The 14,835-nt window shown below is 68.2% G+C and carries 18 protein-coding genes; 9 read left to right on the forward strand and 9 right to left on the reverse strand.

Annotation, left to right across the window (positions count from 1 at the left end; all coding sequences use genetic code 11):
* The first annotated feature begins 89 nt into the window (after window positions 1-89).
* Window positions 90-1,694 (forward strand): bifunctional phosphoribosylaminoimidazolecarboxamide formyltransferase/IMP cyclohydrolase, encoded by a 1,605-nt coding sequence (gene purH / locus IP78_RS12405; RefSeq protein WP_054111986.1) that lies wholly within the window; start codon window positions 90-92, stop codon window positions 1,692-1,694.
* 4 nt (window positions 1,695-1,698) lie between these two features.
* Here purH and dapF read toward each other — a convergent pair whose 3' ends face one another.
* Complete coding sequence (gene dapF, locus IP78_RS12410) at window positions 1,699-2,532, reverse strand: diaminopimelate epimerase (RefSeq protein WP_369814694.1); 834 nt, start codon at window positions 2,530-2,532, stop codon at window positions 1,699-1,701.
* Window positions 2,533-2,589: 57 nt separating this feature from the next.
* Here dapF and IP78_RS12415 point away from each other — a divergent pair, with 57 nt between their 5' ends.
* The gene (locus IP78_RS12415; protein WP_054111988.1) at window positions 2,590-3,390 is read left to right on the forward strand and encodes a potassium channel family protein; all 801 of its coding nucleotides are present in this window, start codon (window positions 2,590-2,592) and stop codon (window positions 3,388-3,390) included.
* Here the strand turns inward: IP78_RS12415 and IP78_RS12420 are convergent.
* Both IP78_RS12420 and IP78_RS12425 read right to left on the reverse strand, forming a co-directional pair.
* Window positions 3,387-3,761 carry a YidB family protein gene (locus tag IP78_RS12420; RefSeq protein ID WP_054111989.1) on the reverse strand — a complete coding sequence of 125 codons (375 nt, stop codon included), beginning with the start codon at window positions 3,759-3,761 and terminating at the stop codon, window positions 3,387-3,389. The genes IP78_RS12415 and IP78_RS12420 overlap by 4 nt on opposite strands.
* A gap of 129 nt (window positions 3,762-3,890) precedes the next feature.
* Window positions 3,891-4,028 carry an entericidin A/B family lipoprotein gene (locus tag IP78_RS12425; RefSeq protein WP_054111990.1) on the reverse strand — a complete coding sequence of 46 codons (138 nt, stop codon included), beginning with the start codon at window positions 4,026-4,028 and terminating at the stop codon, window positions 3,891-3,893.
* 105 nt (window positions 4,029-4,133) lie between these two features.
* Here IP78_RS12425 and IP78_RS12430 point away from each other — a divergent pair, with 105 nt between their 5' ends.
* Window positions 4,134-5,810 carry a thiamine pyrophosphate-binding protein gene (locus IP78_RS12430; RefSeq protein WP_054111991.1) on the forward strand — a complete coding sequence of 559 codons (1,677 nt, stop codon included), beginning with the start codon at window positions 4,134-4,136 and terminating at the stop codon, window positions 5,808-5,810.
* Here the strand turns inward: IP78_RS12430 and IP78_RS12435 are convergent, their stop codons facing one another.
* The 6 genes from IP78_RS12435 to IP78_RS12460 all read right to left on the reverse strand — a co-directional run bounded on the left by IP78_RS12435 (window position 5,811) and on the right by IP78_RS12460 (window position 9,909).
* Window positions 5,811-6,557, reverse strand: coding sequence for a DUF4908 domain-containing protein (locus IP78_RS12435; RefSeq protein ID WP_054111992.1), 747 nt, complete (start codon window positions 6,555-6,557; stop codon window positions 5,811-5,813). It lies immediately after the preceding gene.
* A gap of 101 nt (window positions 6,558-6,658) precedes the next feature.
* A complete protein-coding gene (gene phbB, locus IP78_RS12440) occupies window positions 6,659-7,384 on the reverse strand; it encodes an acetoacetyl-CoA reductase (RefSeq protein WP_054111993.1) in 726 nt (241 codons plus the stop codon).
* A 98-nt stretch (window positions 7,385-7,482) separates the two neighbouring features.
* A complete protein-coding gene (locus tag IP78_RS12445; protein WP_054111994.1) occupies window positions 7,483-8,541 on the reverse strand; it encodes an NAD(P)-dependent alcohol dehydrogenase in 1,059 nt (352 codons plus the stop codon).
* 65 nt (window positions 8,542-8,606) lie between these two features.
* A complete protein-coding gene (locus IP78_RS12450; protein WP_054111995.1) occupies window positions 8,607-9,356 on the reverse strand; it encodes a DUF72 domain-containing protein in 750 nt (249 codons plus the stop codon).
* A complete protein-coding gene (locus IP78_RS12455) occupies window positions 9,353-9,655 on the reverse strand; it encodes a type II toxin-antitoxin system RelE/ParE family toxin (protein WP_054111996.1) in 303 nt (100 codons plus the stop codon). The genes IP78_RS12450 and IP78_RS12455 overlap by 4 nt, the downstream gene beginning before the upstream one ends.
* Window positions 9,655-9,909 carry a type II toxin-antitoxin system ParD family antitoxin gene (locus tag IP78_RS12460; RefSeq protein ID WP_054111997.1) on the reverse strand — a complete coding sequence of 85 codons (255 nt, stop codon included), beginning with the start codon at window positions 9,907-9,909 and terminating at the stop codon, window positions 9,655-9,657. The genes IP78_RS12455 and IP78_RS12460 overlap by 1 nt, the downstream gene beginning before the upstream one ends.
* Window positions 9,910-10,005: 96 nt before the next feature.
* Between IP78_RS12460 and IP78_RS12465 the strand changes: the two genes are divergently transcribed.
* The 6 genes from IP78_RS12465 (at window position 10,006) to trpA (ending at window position 14,825) form a co-directional block, all read left to right on the forward strand.
* Complete coding sequence (locus tag IP78_RS12465) at window positions 10,006-10,905, forward strand: class I SAM-dependent methyltransferase (RefSeq protein ID WP_054111998.1); 900 nt, start codon at window positions 10,006-10,008, stop codon at window positions 10,903-10,905.
* Between the two features lie 38 nt (window positions 10,906-10,943).
* A complete protein-coding gene (locus IP78_RS12470) occupies window positions 10,944-11,636 on the forward strand; it encodes a pseudouridine synthase (RefSeq protein WP_054112021.1) in 693 nt (230 codons plus the stop codon).
* A 44-nt stretch (window positions 11,637-11,680) separates the two neighbouring features.
* A complete protein-coding gene (locus IP78_RS12475; protein WP_054111999.1) occupies window positions 11,681-12,313 on the forward strand; it encodes a phosphoribosylanthranilate isomerase in 633 nt (210 codons plus the stop codon).
* Window positions 12,314-12,394: 81 nt separating this feature from the next.
* On the forward strand, window positions 12,395-13,579 hold the full coding sequence (trpB, locus tag IP78_RS12480) for a tryptophan synthase subunit beta (protein ID WP_369814695.1): 1,185 nt from the start codon (window positions 12,395-12,397) through the stop codon (window positions 13,577-13,579).
* A 2-nt stretch (window positions 13,580-13,581) separates the two neighbouring features.
* A complete protein-coding gene (locus tag IP78_RS12485) occupies window positions 13,582-13,998 on the forward strand; it encodes a hypothetical protein (RefSeq protein ID WP_054112001.1) in 417 nt (138 codons plus the stop codon).
* A complete protein-coding gene (gene trpA / locus IP78_RS12490; RefSeq protein WP_054112002.1) occupies window positions 13,995-14,825 on the forward strand; it encodes a tryptophan synthase subunit alpha in 831 nt (276 codons plus the stop codon). The genes IP78_RS12485 and trpA overlap by 4 nt, the downstream gene beginning before the upstream one ends.
* Window positions 14,826-14,835: the final 10 nt, after the last annotated feature.

Consider the following 14,835-nt stretch of genomic DNA (forward strand, 5'->3'; position numbering starts at 1 on the left):
GGGCGTTTTGCTGTCCGGGGTTCAGGTGACGGAGCGGCGTGAGGGATGCTAAGGGCCGCGCGCCCTCCCCTCCCGACCGGACGATCCCCATGCCCGCCGCCCCCGCCTTTCCGCCCGCGCCCGACGCCGTCCGTCCGGTGCGCGCCCTGATCTCCCTGTCCGACAAGACCGGGCTGGAGGAGGCGGCGCGCGCCCTGCACGACGCAGGCGTGGAGCTGGTCTCGACCGGCGGGACGCGGGCGGCCATCGCGGGGTTTGGCCTGCCGGTGAAGGACGTGGCTGATCTGACCGGCTTTCCGGAGATGATGGACGGGCGGGTCAAGACGCTGCACCCGGTCGTCCACGGCGGCCTGCTGGGCGTGCGCGACGCCGCCGAGCACAGGGCGGCGATGGAGGCCCACGGCATCGGGCCTATCGATATCGTCTGGATCGACCTCTATCCGTTCGAGTCAACGATTGCGGCGGGCGGCGATTTCGCCAGCGCGGTCGAGAACATCGACATCGGCGGGCCGGCCATGATCCGCTCAGGGGCCAAGAACCACGGCTATGTCGCCGTTGCGGTCGACGCCGACTCCATCGGGCAGATCGTGGAGGCGGTGAAGGCGGAAGGCGCGACCTCGCTGGCGCTGAGGAAGCGGCTGGCGGCGCGGGCGTTCGCGCGAACGGCCGCCTATGACGCGGCGGTGTCGGGCTGGTTCGCGGGGCAGGTCGAGGACGCGGCGCCGGCGCGGAAGTCGGTGGCGGGGTCGCTGGCCCAGACGCTGCGCTATGGCGAGAACCCGCATCAGACGGGGGCCTTCTATCGCACGGGCGAGGTCCGGCCGGGCGTGGCGCGGGCCGAGCAGGTGCAGGGCAAGGAACTGGGCTACAACAACATCGCCGACGCCGACGCGGCCTATGAGCTGGTGGCCGAGTTCGAGGCCCCGGCCTGCGTCATCGTCAAGCACGCCAACCCGTGCGGGGTGGCGGTGGGTCGCGATCTGGCCGACGCCTACAGCCGCGCGCTCGAGTGCGACGCGGTCTCGGCCTTCGGTGGGGTGATCGCCGTCAACCGTGGACTGACCGGCGCCGACGCCCGGGCCATCACCGACATCTTCACCGAGGTGGTCATCGCGCCCGGCGCGGACGACGAAGCGAAGGCTGTGTTCGCGGCCAAGAAAAACCTGCGTCTGCTGCTGACCGACGGCCTGCCCGATCCGCTGGCGGCGGGCGAGGTGTTCCGCTCGGTAGCGGGGGGCTTCCTGGTGCAGTCGCGGGACGTCAGCCGCATCGCGCCCGCGGACCTCAAAATCGTCACGCGCCGCCAGCCGACGCCGCAGGAGGTTCAGGACATGCTGTTCGCCTTCACCGTGGCCAAGCACGTCAAGTCCAACGCCATCGTCTACGCCAAGGACGGCCAGACGGCGGGCATCGGCGCGGGGCAGATGAACCGCCGCGACAGCGCTCGCATCGCCGCGATCCGAGCGCGGGAGGCCGGCGAAGCCAAGGGGCTGGCGCACTCGCTGGCGCAGGGGTCGGCGTGCGCGTCGGAAGCCTTCTTCCCCTTCGCGGACGGCCTGATCGAGGCGGCGCAGGCGGGGGCGACGGCGATCATCCAGCCGGGCGGCTCGATCCGCGACGAGGAGGTCATCGCGGCGGCGGACGAGCTGAACCTGGCGATGGCCTTCACGGGGCTGCGGGTCTTCCGGCACTGAGGCCCTAGCCCGCCAGCATCCCCGTTCGTTCGACCTCGACAGGGCCGGTCATGAGGACGTGGCCGGTCGCCTCGTCCCAGTGGATGTCGAGTTCGCCGCCGTCGACGACGACGGTGGCCCGGCGGCCCGTCAGGCCTCGGCGGCTCGCCGCGACCAGGGCGGCGCAGGCGCCCGTTCCACACGCCTTTGTCAGTCCGGCGCCGCGCTCCCAGACGCGCAGGCGGATGCGGTCCGGAGCGAGCACGTGGGCGAAGCCGACGTTGACGCCCTCGGGGAACAGGGGGTGGTGCTCGATCAGGGAGCCGGAACCCGTGACGAAGGCGTCGTCCAGGCGGTCGGTGAAGAAGACGACGTGCGGATTGCCCATGGAGACGGCGCCGGGCGTGTGCAGCACCGGATCGTCGATGGGGCCGATCTGAAGCTCGATGCCGCGAGTGTCCATCTCTTCGGCGAGCGGGATCTCGGTCCAGTCCAGCCGGGGCGGGCCCATGTCGACGGTGATGCGGTCCGGGCCGGCGCGGCGGGCGATGGTCGGGCCTCCGAGCGTGTCGATCGTGACGCTGTCCGAGCCGTTGGCCTCCATCAGCATCCAGCCGACGCAACGAAGGGCGTTGCCGCAGGTCTGGACCGAGCCGCCGTCGGCGTTCCAGACGCGCATGAAGGCGTCGCCCTTCGATGACGGCTCGATGACGATGAGCTGGTCGAAGCCCTGGCCGGCCTGGCGGTCGGACAGGGCGCGGACCTGATCGGCGTCGGGCGCGAAAGGGCGCGCGAGCGCGTCGACCACGACGAAGTCGTTGCCGCAGCCGTTCATCTTGACGAAGGGACGCCCGCTCATGCGCGGCATATAGGCGTGGGCGGTTCCGAAGGCGAGCGACGCGCGTTATGCCGGGTCATGGCTCCCACAGACGCTTCCGAAGACAAACCCGGCCTGCGGCTGAGGGCACGGCTGAGGGCGCTGTATCACGGGGGGTCGCAGACGGCTGTGCGGTTCCGGCTGGGAGTCCTGATCGTCGATTTGCTGATCGTGGCCTTCTTCATCGCCGCGCCGCTGCTGAGGGATCAGCCGCTGGCCTTCTATGTGATCGACTATGTGATCGCGGCGATCCTGGCGGCGGATCTGGCGGCGCGCGCATGGTGCTACTCCGACCCGAAGGACTGGCTGAAGAAGCCGATTGTCTGGGTCGACCTGTTCATCCTGCTGACCCTGCTGTTCCCGGCCTGGCTGTTCAACCTGGGCTTCCTGCGGGTGCTGCGGCTGTGGACGCTGATCAATTCAGAGTTCTTCTGGCGCACCATCGGACGGCGTTACGACGACACGCGGGTGGAGGAGATCATCAAGGCCCTGACGGCACTGGTCACCTTCGTCTTCGTGGCAACGGGCTTCGTCTACACCTCGTTCCTGGGCAAGACCGAGGGGCTGGAGGGCTGGGTCGACGCCCTGTATTTCACGGTCACCAGCCTAACGACCACGGGATACGGCGACATCCTCCTGCCGGGAGCGTGGGGACGGATCGTGTCGATCGTCATCATGCTGGCCGGGGTGACGCTGTTCGTGCGGCTGGGACAGACCCTGCTGCGGCCGCACAAGGTCCGGTATCCGTGCGAGCGGTGCGGGCTGCAGGTCCACGACCCGGACGCCGTCCATTGCAAGGCGTGCGGCGACATCCTTTGCATTCCCGACGAGGGACGCTAGCGCCTCAGGAAGCCGCCGATCAGGTCGGCGATCCCGCCGTCGCCGCCGCCCGGAAGCCGACCGCCGGGCGTGAGGCGGTCGATGGCTTCCGGAAGCAGGCCCGCCAGGGTCTCGGAGGCCTGTTCCGATGATATCCCCAGCCGCGCGGCGAAGTCGGCAATGGGGCCGGAGCCCAAGACCTGGGCGATCTGTTCGGGGCTGATGTTGGCGTTGGCCCCCGTGCCGATCCAAGACTGGACAGTGTCGGCGAGACCCGCCCCGCCGAAGCGTTCGGCCAGACCCGCCACACCGCCCTGGCTTTGCAACAGGTCGCCCAGACCGCCAGCCGCCTGATCGCCCAGGCCGTTCAGCACGCTGTCCATGAGTCCCATGATCGCCTCCTCGCGCGTGTAAGAAGAATGACCCGTCACGGTGACGCTGTCATGTCGCAAGGGGGTGAATGCGAGGAAGCCCGCCGGGGCGCGGCGAGCTTCTGACTTATCTTGGGCAAGGTGTCTGATTTAGTTCCGGGCGTCCTCGGCCGCGCTCGAGACGGCCGAGCCTGCGGCCTGGACGTCGCGGCCCACGCCGGCGACCGTGTTGCAGGCAGCGACCGCCAGGGCGGCGGCCATAAGCGACAGGGTGACGATCTTCTTCATGGTGAAAACCTCCGTATGGCGAAGCTTGCCTAACGCCACGCTTGCCTGGCGGTTCCATCGCCGCGTCCATCGCCAAGTCAGGCCCCGATCTGCTAGGTCCGCGTGATGAGCCAAACCCGCACACAGCCCGCCGGAACCGCCGCACGCCGCATCGTCGAGACACTGGCGATCAACGGAGTGACGCGGGTCTTCTGCGTGCCTGGCGAGAGCTATCTGGCGGTGCTGGACGCGCTCGTGGACCATCCGGAGATCGAGGTGGTGACCTGCCGGCACGAGGCGGGGGCCGCCAATATGGCCGAGGCTTACGGCAAGCTGACGGGCAAACCGGGCGTCTGCATGGTCACCCGCGGGCCGGGCGCGACCCACGCCTCCATCGGGGTGCATACGGCGCATCAGGATTCCACGCCGATGATCCTGTTCGTCGGGCAGATCGCGCTGGCCGACCGGGGGCGCGGGGCGTTTCAGGAGGTCGATTACCGCGAGGTGTTCGGTGGCCTGGCGAAATGGGCGACCGAGATCGAGAGCCCGGAGCGGACGGTGGAGATCGTCGAGCGGGCCTTCTCGACCGCCTTGCAGGGTCGGATGGGTCCGGTGGTGATCGCCCTGCCTGAGGACATCCTGCACGAACCGGGCGGGCCGGAGCCCGTGCGGGCGGTGAAGCCTGCGAAGGCCGGACTGGATCCTGCCTTCCTGGCGGCGCTGGGCGAGCGCCTGGCGAAGGCCGAGCGGCCCCTGCTGGTTCTGGGTGGGTCTGGGTGGACCGATGAGGCCGCGGCGGCCATCGGCGGCTGGTCCGAGCGGCTGGGCCTGCCCGTGGCGCTGTCGTTTCGGAGGAAAGACATCCTGTCGAACGCGCGGTCGAACTACGCGGGCGATCTGGGCCTTGGGTGCAATCCCGAGCTGATGAAGCGGGCCAGGGGCGCCGATCTGCTGATCGCCGTGGGCGCGCGGCTGGGGGAGAACCCCACGCAGGGCTACACCCTGTTCGACCGGGCCCATACGGCCGGGCGGCTTGTCCACATCCATCCTGGGCCGGAGGAGCTGGGCCGGGTGTGGCCCACGCTGATGAGCGCCTGTGCCGACAACAGCCTGGCCGCCGAGGCGTTGGCGACGCTTGAGCCGGGGCGGACCTGGCATGAGGAGGCCAGGGCGGCTCATGATCACTATCAGGCCTTCTCGACGCCGGTGGCGGTGACCGGGGCGGTCAATATGGCCCAGTGCATGGCGCATCTGGGCGAGGCGCTTCCAGCCGACGCCATCGTGACCAACGGGGCGGGCAACTTCGCCGCCTGGCTGCACCGCTTCTATCGACATCGGGCGTGCCGGACCCAGCTGGCGCCGACATCGGGCGCGATGGGCTACGGCTATCCGGCGGCGATCGCAGCCAAGTCGCTGCACCCCGATCGGGAGGTTGTCTGCATCGCTGGGGACGGGGACTTCCTGATGACGGGGCAGGAGTTGGCCACGGCCGTCCAGCACGGCATCAACGTCGTGGTGGTTGTGGTCGACAACGGGACTTATGGCACCATTCGCATGCATCAGGAGGGGCACTATCCCGGCCGGGTGGTGGCGACGGACCTCAAGAATCCGGACTTCGTCGCTTATGCGAAGGCGTTCGGGGCCTTCGGCGTGCGGTGCGAGCGCACGGAGGATTTCCCGGAGGCCCTGAGGGCGGCGCGGGCGGCGGCGGGGCCGGGCGGGGTTCCGGCCCTGGTGCATCTGATCACCTCGGCCGAGGATATCGCGCCGAACCGGACCATCACCGCCCTGCGGAAGGGCTGATCACTCCGCGTCGGCGACGGCGCGGATGATGCTGGAGGACGAGGGTCGGCCGGCCAGGCTCTGGCTCGGATTGACGACGACCCGGAGATCGCCGCGCTGAAAGCTGACGGATGCGCGTGATCCCTCAACGAGGGTGATGCTGCGAAGCTCGGCCAGCTGGGTCCGAAAGGTCGGGGACCGTGCCATGCGAATGACCGCATCGGTGGTGACGACCAGCGCGTCGACCATCAGAGCCTCGGATTCCTCTCCGGTCAGGTTGATGACGATGAGGCGGCCCAGCGCCTGACTGACCAGGCTACCCCGCTGGTTCATCAGGCTGAACAGGCGGATGGGGCCGAGCGTGGGCAATGTAAGAGGCTCCGCGCCGCCACTGAGGGAGGCCGGTGAGCCGTTCGGACTGCGGACAGTGTAGAGTGTCATCCCGCCGCCGTGGGCGAAGCGTAGCACTTGGGTGCCGGCGTCATTGCGATAGATGACGTCACCGCGAGGGGCTGGAGTGGGCCGGAGCACCCAGGTCTCGGTACGGGTCTCGAAGCGGAACAGGGGCAGGGCCCCCGTGCCGTCGAAGATGAAGGCCTCTCCGCCCTCTGACTGATAGCGGCCGGACGGAGGGTGGCCCGGCCGCGACGGGCGAACCGCAAGGTTTAGGCTTTGCTCGGCTTGGGCGTTGCTGCGTATCTGCGCTTCCGAAGCGGTCGGAACGACAATGCCAGTCAATGAGACGAAAGCCGCGACGGCGAACATCATCGCCGTCGGGAGTGGCGCTTTCGCCCCCACGACCTTCTGCCCTGAAATCATGGCTGGAAGCGATGATCACGAGGCGGGGCGGATTTTGGGCAGACGGCTCCCTAGCCGACCAGATACTGACCACCGTTCAGCGACAGGGTGCACCCTGTGACATATCCAGCACGCTCGCCGGCCAGCCACGACACCATGTCGGCGATCTCCTCGCCCTTGCCGAGGCGACCGACGGGGATCTGGGCGATGATCGAATCCAGCACCTTCTGGTCCATGGCCCCCACCATCTCGGTGTCGATATAGCCGGGCGCTATGCAGTTGACGGTGACGCCCTTGCGCGCGTTTTCAAGGGCCAGGGCCTTGGTGAAGCCGATCATGCCGGCCTTGGCGGCGGAATAGTTGGCCTGACCGATCTGGCCCTTCTGGCCGTTGATCGAGGAGATGTTGACGATGCGGCCGAAGCCCCGGTCCCGCATGCCGTTGATCACCTGCCGTGTCATGTTGAACACGCTGTCCATGTTGACGCGGATGACGTCGGACCACTGGTCATGGCTCATCTTGTGAAAGAAGCCGTCGCGGGTGATCCCGGCGTTGTTGACCAGGGTGTCGATGGGGCCGAGCGCGGCCTCGACCTCGGCCACGGCGCGGGCGCAGTCCTCGAACGAGCCGACGTTGCCCTTGACCACCATGACGCCGAGCTCGCGGGCCGTGGCTTCGGCCGCCTCGGTGTTGCCCGAATAGCCGGCGGCGACGGCCATGCCGTCTTCCTTCAAACGCTGAACGATCGCCTTGCCGATGCCCCGGGTGCCCCCGGTCACGAATGCCACGCGCGCCATGTGTCGTTTCCTGTCCCTGACGGTCCCGTCTTTCGCGGGGCCTGTTCGAGGCAAGGTGTAGCGGGGGACGGCGCGGCTGTCTCCCTCCCCCTCCGCGTTTAGAGCCGCGCCATGTCCAGGACGAAGCGGTAGCGGACGTCCGAGCGACCCATTCGCTCATAGGCCGTGTTGATCTCCGACGGGGCGATGACCTCGACGTCGGAGGCGATGCCGTGCTGGGCGCAGAAGTCGAGCATCTCCTGGGTCTCGCGGATGCCGCCGATCAGGCTGCCCGCGATGCGGCGGCGACGCCACAGCAGGGGCAGGGCGTAGACCGGCAGGCCCTCGGTGGTCAGGCCCAGCATGACCATGGTGCCGTCGCGCGCCAGCAGCTGGATGTGGCTGGCGATCTCGTGGGTCGCCGAGACGGTGTTGATGATGAGGTCGAACTTTTCCGCCGCCGCCTGCATGGCGGCCTTGTCGGAGTTGATGAGGAAGTGCTTGGCCCCCATCCGCTCGGCGTCGGCCTTCTTGCGGTCGGAGGTCGACAGCACCGTGACCTCGGCGCCAAGGGCCGCAGCCTGTTTGACCGCCATATGGCCGAGACCGCCCAGGCCGACAACGGCGACCTTCGAGCCTGGCCCGATCTTCCATTCCTTCAGCGGCGAATAGGTCGTGATTCCGGCGCACAGCAGGGGGGCGGCGGCCTCCAGCGGGATCGAATCCGGGATCGACAGGACGTAGTTCTGATCGACCGTGATGTGGTCGGAGTACCCGCCCTGGGTGATGGTCTGGTTGACGGGCGCGCCCTTCGGATCGGGCGAGCCGTAGGTCTGGGTCATGCCGGGGACGCAGTACTGCTCCTCGCCCATCTTGCAGGGCTCGCAGACGCGGCAGCTGTCGACCATGCAGCCGACGCCGACCCGGTCGCCGACCTTGAAGCGGGTGACGTTGGATCCGACCGCTGAGACGACGCCGGCGACCTCATGGCCCGGCACGATGGGATAGCGGGTGTTGCCCAGGTCGTTGGTGACGACGTGCAGGTCGGAGTGGCAGACGCCGCAGAACTTGATGTCGATGGCCACGTCGTCCGGCCCGGGATCGCGGCGTTCGAAGCTGTAGGGCTCCAGCGGCTTGTCGGCGGCGACGGCGGCGAAGGCGCGGGTGGCGATCGGCATGGCGGGCTCTCGGGGCTCAGGGGGTGGGGCGTAAATGTGGCCGCGTGGCCCCGGCCGCAACCAGATCAGCGCAGCTTTTCGATCAGAGCCTGGGCCGCCGCCGGATTGCGGACCTTCGCGCCCGCGATGAAGTAGGCGAAGACGTCGCCGCGCTTGGCCCAGGCCTTGGTGCGAGCGGCGACCGCGTCCAGCTCTTCCGAAGTCATTCCGGTGGGCTCATCCTCGCGGCTGGACATGAGGCGGGCATAGGTGAAGTCGGCCGTCGGCTGGTCGATGCGGGGCCATTCCGGGGCCTCGTCGTCCTCGGCATACACGATGGCCGCGCCGTATTTGGCCGCGAGCTCGAAGAAGGCGGGGGTTTCGAAGGTGGGATTTCGCACCTCCAGCGCGTGCCGCAGGCGAACGCCGTCCCGCTCCTTCGGCAGGAGCTTGAGGAAGCCTTCGAAATCCTCCGCGTCGAACTTCTTCGTGCCCATGAACTGCCAGTTGATGGGGCCGAGCTTGTCGCCGAGTGCCGTCAGCCCCTGGCCCAGGAAGCGGTCCATCGACTCGCCCATGTCCGACAGCACCTTGCGGTTGGTGCAGTAGCGGCTGGCCTTGACCGAGAAGACGAAGCCGTCGGGCGTTTCGTCCCTCCACTTCATCCAGCTGTCGGGCTTGAAGGTGGAATAGTAGGTGCCGTTGATCTCGATGGAGGTCAGGGCCCGGCTGGCGAATTCCAGCTCCTTCTTCTGGATGAGCTTGTCCGGATAGAAGACGCCTCGCCACGGCTCATAGGTCCAGCCGCCGACGCCGATACGGATGGGGTGGGTCATTGTTCGTATCCCATGGGATCTACGATCCAGTCCTCGCGGCCATGACGGACCCGCAGGATGATCACGTCCGGCGGCCGCGTCTCATAGATGATGACGTGTGATCCTGTCGGAAGCGTGCGGATTTCGGACGTCAGATGCTCGCGCAGCCGGCCCAGGTTCGGGAACTCCGCGAGGCGCCGAAACGCTCGCTCAAGGTCATCCTGGTAGGCGTCGGCCTGACGCTGTCCAAACAGATCGTATCCCTGAAGGTAGATGGCTAGAACATCCTCGGCAGCCTGCGCGGCGAGCCGATAGCCCATCAAGCCGACTTCTTGCGTTGAGCGATGATGTCCAGCGCCTTCTGCCGGATGTCCTCCATCGTCAGATCGCTGATGCCGCTGGCGCGAGCCTCGTCGATCAGCCTCTGCCAGTGGGCGATCTTGGCCGACCGTTCCTGATCGCGGCGAATGAGGTCCCGGATATAGTCGCTGGAGTTGGCGTAGCGCACGCCGTCCGTCTGCGACTCCACCCAAGACTTCATCGGGTCCGGCAGGGAGATGTTCATCGTCGCCATGGGGAGCTCCTGTTCGGCCCGAAACAATGACAAACTTTGGCATAGATGTCGAGGTCGGCCGTTTCCCTCTAACCGCTGACTCGCTATCACGCGCCGATGACCACCCTGCTCTACGGTCGGCCGCCGCTGGTGTTCGACCCCCCCGGCGACGCCGTCCAGACCTCGCCCCTGATCCCCGGTTCGAACGCGATCGAAAGCCTGGCCGACGGCTCGGTCGAGGCGGCGATGATTTATGCGCCGCCAGGCGTGCTTGAGCGGCGCTATGTCGTGGCCCAGGCGCTGAGGGCCTTGAAGGTCGGCGGGCGGCTGGACGTGCTGGCGCCCAAGGACCGGGGCGGGTCGCGGTTGAAGAAGGAGCTGGAGGGTTTCGGCCTGACCTTCACCGAGGCGGCCAAGGCGCATCACCGGCGCTGCGTCGCGGTCCGGCCGGAGACGGTGGACGGCGTCGAAGCGGCGATTGCGGCGGGTGGGCCGCAAAGGGTCGAGGGGCTGGACGCCTGGTCCCAGCCGGGCGTGTTCGCGTGGGACCGGATCGATCCGGGCTCAGCCTTGCTGGCGGCCCATGTGCCGGGGTTGAAGGGGGCAGGGGCGGATCTGGGATGCGGCTACGGAGCGCTGGCCACCGTGGTCCTGAGATTGGCGGCCGTGACCGCGCTGCGGCTGGTGGACCTGGACCGGCGCGCCCTTGAGGCGGCGCGGCGCAACATCGAGGACGCGCGCGCGATGTTTGAATGGGCGGACGCACGGACGCTGGCGGATAGCGGCGATCTGGATTTCGTCGTCTCCAACCCGCCCTTCCACGATGGCGGAGCCGAGGATCGTCGGCTGGGTCAGGCCTTCATCCGGAAGGCGGCGGGGCTGCTCAAGAAGGGCGGGGTGCTATGGCTCGTGGCCAACCGGCACCTGCCCTATGAGGCTGAGCTGAACGCCGCCTTCAAGCGGGTGAGGCCGGTCGCGGACCAGGGCGGCTACAAACTGTTCGAGGCGGTGAAGTGAAGACGCCCACCGCTCGGGTCGACAAACTCCTGTCCTCGATGGGCTATGGCTCGCGAGCCGAGATCGCGCGACTGGGAAAGGTCGGCGGCATCGTGCTGAACGGCGTCGATCTGACCGATGTGTCGAACCGGATCGCGGTGACGCCGGATCTTCCCGAGCGGATGTTCATTGACGGGCGGCCGGTCGATCCACCGCCAGGGCTGGTTCTGATCCTGAACAAGCCCCTGGGCATGACCTGTTCGCACAAGGAGGACGGGGCCTTGGTCTATGACGTCCTGCCCGACCGCTGGCGCAGACGCGATCCGGCGATCTCGACCATCGGGCGGCTGGACAAGCAGACGTCTGGCCTGCTGCTGCTGACCGACGACGGCGACCTGCTGCACAGGGTGATCAGCCCCAAACGTCATGTGGCCAAGGTTTATCGCGCGACACTGGCGCGGCCTCTGGTCGGGACGGAGGGGGCGCTGTTCGCTTCAGGCGAGATGGTTCTGGAGGGCGACGACAAGCCTCTGGCCCCTGCCGTGCTTGAACCGATGGGCCCGGCGGAAGCCCGCCTGACGGTGACCGAAGGACGCTATCATCAGGTGCGCCGGATGTTCGCCGCGGTGGGCAACCATGTCGAGGCGCTGCACCGAGAGCGGCTTGGCGGACTGGCTCTTCCGGACGACCTGAAACCCGGACAGTGGCGACCGGCGACGCAAGCCGAAGTCACGACGATCTTTGCCGGATGACGACCGGGATTGACCCGGCGAAACAGTCACTCCACCTGAAACCCATGACTCGCGTGAAGATCTGCGGCCTGACCACGGCCGACACCCTCGATATGGCCCTGGACCATGGTGCGGCCTTCGTGGGGGCGGTGTTCTTTGCCCGAAGTCCAAGAAACATAACGCCGGAGGACGCCCGTCCCCTGTTTGAGCGGGCGCGGGGACGGGCGGGGATCGTGGCTGTCACTGTTGATGCCGACGACGACCTGCTGAGCCGGATCGGGGCGCATCTGAGGCCCGATTTTGTGCAACTCCATGGGCGCGAGACCCTGGCGCGGGCGGCCGAGGTGCGGCGACTGACGGGAGCGGCGATCATCAAGGTGCTGCCGGTCTCGACACCCGACGACCTGACGGACGCCGCAGGGTGGGGGGATCATGCCGACCACCTGATGTTCGACGCCCGGCCACCCGAGGGTTCGGCCCTGCCCGGTGGGGTCGGGGCCTCCTTCGACTGGGCGATGATGCAGGGCCGGACGTTCCGGCAGGACTGGTTCCTGGCAGGGGGCCTTGATCCTGAAAACGCGCGGGATGCTGCGGCGATCAGCGGCGCGCCCTTGCTGGATGTGTCCTCTGGCGTGGAAAGCAGCCCCGGTGTTAAGGACCCGGCCCGGATCGCGGCCTTCCTGAAGGCCGTGGCCTGATTATCTTCCCTGGTCGTATTTCGGCCCCCGCCGACCGTAAGGCTGAGCCCTGTGAACGCCATCATTCCCAACCAGTACGCCATGCCTGACGCGGAGGGGCGCTTCGGCCCCTATGGCGGGCGGTTCGTGGCCGAGACGTTGATGCCGCTCGTGCTGGAGCTGAACCGGGCCTATGAGGCGGCCAAGGCGGATCCGGCCTTTCAGGCCGAGCTGGACGACTTCCTGACCCACTATGTCGGGCGGCCGAGTCCGCTGTATCTGGCCGAGCGCCTGACCCAGCACCATGGCGGGGCCAACATCTGGTTCAAGCGCGACGAGCTGAACCACACCGGCGCGCACAAGATCAATAACTGCATGGGCCAGATCCTGCTGGCCATGCGGATGGGCAAGAAGCGCATCATCGCCGAGACCGGCGCGGGCCAGCACGGCGTTGCGACGGCGACGGTCTGCGCCCGCTTTGGTCTCCAGTGCGTGGTCTACATGGGCGCGGCGGACGTCGAGCGACAGTCGCCCAACGTCTTCCGGATGAAGCTGCTGGGTGCCGAGGTGGTGCCAGTCACCAGCGGGCGCGGCACGCTGAAGGACGCGATGAACGAGGCCCTGCGCGACTGGGTCACCAATGTCGCTGACACCTACTACCTGATCGGCACGGCGGCGGGGCCCCACCCCTATCCAGCCATGGTGCGCGACTTCCAGTCCGTGATCGGGCGCGAGACCAAGGCCCAGATGCAGGCGCGGCGCGGCAAGTTGCCCGAAGCCGTGGTCGCGGCCATCGGCGGCGGGTCGAACGCCATCGGACTATTTCACCCCTTCATCGAGGACGCGGGCGTGCGGCTGATCGGGGTCGAGGCGGCCGGGCGCGGGCTGGACGGGCCGGATCACGCGGCGAGCCTGCAAGGCGGGCGGCCCGGCGTTCTGCACGGCAACCGGACTTACTTGCTTCAGGACGAGGACGGGCAGATCCTGGAAGGCCATTCCATCTCGGCGGGGCTCGACTATCCCGGCATCGGACCGGAGCACGCCTGGCTGAAGGACATCGGCCGGGCCGAGTATCGCGCGGCGACCGACGCCGAGGCGCTGGAGCATTTCCAGCTGTGTTCGAAGCTGGAGGGCATCATCCCCGCGCTGGAGCCTAGCCATGCCCTGGCCCGCATCGGCGAGATCGCCCATGAAGTGGGCAAGGATGGGGACGTCGTGCTGAACATGTGCGGGCGGGGCGACAAGGATATCTTCGCCGTGGCGAAGCATCTGGGCGTGGAGTTGTGAGCATGGGCGTTTCGATTCTTGTGGCGGCCGTCCTGGCCCAGAGCGCGGTGGCGATGCCGGACGTCCTGATCCCACCCGTATCGGGTGTGGCTCAGGATCCCACCTGCGGAGGTCGAGCGCAGCTGGCGACCACCGCAACCTGCTTTGTCACGACCCAGGCCGCCATCAGTGGCGTGATCGATACCTGGACCGCCGACTTCGCCAACCAGCAATGGCTGGCCGCAGGGGGTGGGGATAACCGCGTGGTCTATATCCGTCGGCGTGACGGAGGCGGGTGCGACGGCTTCCAGATCATGGCGTTCGCTGATGGCGACGTGGCCGCGCCGGCCGCTCCGGCCTACATCGCCATGGCCGCGATCCCCGGCGACGTCTGCGCGGCCGCCGCAGCCCAGCCGCAAGCGCCGAACGCGCCGCAATGACGACAGCCCGGATCGACGCTCGTTTCGCGGCCCTGAAGGCCGAAGGCCGGGCTGGCTTCGTCGCCTATGTCATGGCCGGCGACCCCTCGCGAGACGAGGCGTTGCAAATCCTGCGCGGCCTGCCTGGAGCGGGTGCCGACATCATCGAGCTGGGCTTTCCCTTTTCAGATCCCATGGCGGAGGGGCCGCCGATCCAGCGCGCGGCGCTGCGGGGGCTGAAGGCGGGGCTGACGCTGAAGAGGACGCTGGAGCTGGCGCGGGCGTTTCGTGACGGCGACGCGGACACGCCGCTGATCCTGATGGGCTATCTCAACCCGATCGAGTCCTATGGCTATGACGCCTTCGCGCGCGACGCGGCGGCGGCGGGCGTGGACGGGGTGATCGTGGTCGATTGCCCGCCGGAAGAGGCCGATCCCCTCACAGACGCGCTGGATGCGAACCACCTGTCGCTGATCCGCCTGGCCACGCCGACGTCGGACGACGCCCGGCTGGAGGTCGTGGCGCGACGGACCTCGGGCTTCGTCTACTATGTCTCCGTCGCGGGCGTGACGGGGGTGAAGGAGGCGCAGTCCGCCTCGGTCGCTCCGGCGGTCGAGCGGGTGCGCAAGGCCTCGGGCCTGCCGGTCGCGGTCGGCTTCGGGGTCAAGACGCCAGAGCGCGCCGCCGAGATCGCGCGGGTGTCGGACGCGGTCGTGGCCGGATCGGTGCTGGTCGACGAGGTCGCCGCCGCCCTGGAGACCGGGGAGCCCGCCGCGCCGCGCGTCCTCGCCAAGGTCCGCAGCCTGGCCGAGGCCGTGCGGGGTGCGCGGGTCGCTGAAACCGTCTAAGAGCCCGCCG

Source organism: Brevundimonas sp. AAP58 (assembly GCF_001295975.1).
Taxonomy (GTDB): domain Bacteria; phylum Pseudomonadota; class Alphaproteobacteria; order Caulobacterales; family Caulobacteraceae; genus Brevundimonas.

Coding starts and splice junctions, on each gene's coding strand:
- IP78_RS12485 (WP_054112001.1), top strand. CDS start 13,582: ATGGGCGTTTCGATTCTTGTGGCGGCCGTCCTGGCCCAGAGCGCGGTG.
- IP78_RS12470 (WP_054112021.1), top strand. CDS start 10,944: ATGGGCTATGGCTCGCGAGCCGAGATCGCGCGACTGGGAAAGGTCGGC.
- purH (WP_054111986.1), top strand. CDS start 90: ATGCCCGCCGCCCCCGCCTTTCCGCCCGCGCCCGACGCCGTCCGTCCG.
- phbB (WP_054111993.1), bottom strand. CDS start 7,384: ATGGCGCGCGTGGCATTCGTGACCGGGGGCACCCGGGGCATCGGCAAG.
- IP78_RS12445 (WP_054111994.1), bottom strand. CDS start 8,541: ATGCCGATCGCCACCCGCGCCTTCGCCGCCGTCGCCGCCGACAAGCCG.
- IP78_RS12425 (WP_054111990.1), bottom strand. CDS start 4,028: ATGAAGAAGATCGTCACCCTGTCGCTTATGGCCGCCGCCCTGGCGGTC.
- IP78_RS12475 (WP_054111999.1), top strand. CDS start 11,681: ATGACTCGCGTGAAGATCTGCGGCCTGACCACGGCCGACACCCTCGAT.
- IP78_RS12430 (WP_054111991.1), top strand. CDS start 4,134: ATGAGCCAAACCCGCACACAGCCCGCCGGAACCGCCGCACGCCGCATC.
- IP78_RS12460 (WP_054111997.1), bottom strand. CDS start 9,909: ATGGCGACGATGAACATCTCCCTGCCGGACCCGATGAAGTCTTGGGTG.
- IP78_RS12450 (WP_054111995.1), bottom strand. CDS start 9,356: ATGACCCACCCCATCCGTATCGGCGTCGGCGGCTGGACCTATGAGCCG.
- trpA (WP_054112002.1), top strand. CDS start 13,995: ATGACGACAGCCCGGATCGACGCTCGTTTCGCGGCCCTGAAGGCCGAA.
- dapF (WP_369814694.1), bottom strand. CDS start 2,532: ATGAGCGGGCGTCCCTTCGTCAAGATGAACGGCTGCGGCAACGACTTC.
- IP78_RS12420 (WP_054111989.1), bottom strand. CDS start 3,761: ATGGGACTCATGGACAGCGTGCTGAACGGCCTGGGCGATCAGGCGGCT.
- IP78_RS12455 (WP_054111996.1), bottom strand. CDS start 9,655: ATGGGCTATCGGCTCGCCGCGCAGGCTGCCGAGGATGTTCTAGCCATC.
- trpB (WP_369814695.1), top strand. CDS start 12,395: ATGCCTGACGCGGAGGGGCGCTTCGGCCCCTATGGCGGGCGGTTCGTG.
- IP78_RS12415 (WP_054111988.1), top strand. CDS start 2,590: ATGGCTCCCACAGACGCTTCCGAAGACAAACCCGGCCTGCGGCTGAGG.
- IP78_RS12435 (WP_054111992.1), bottom strand. CDS start 6,557: ATGATGTTCGCCGTCGCGGCTTTCGTCTCATTGACTGGCATTGTCGTT.
- IP78_RS12465 (WP_054111998.1), top strand. CDS start 10,006: ATGACCACCCTGCTCTACGGTCGGCCGCCGCTGGTGTTCGACCCCCCC.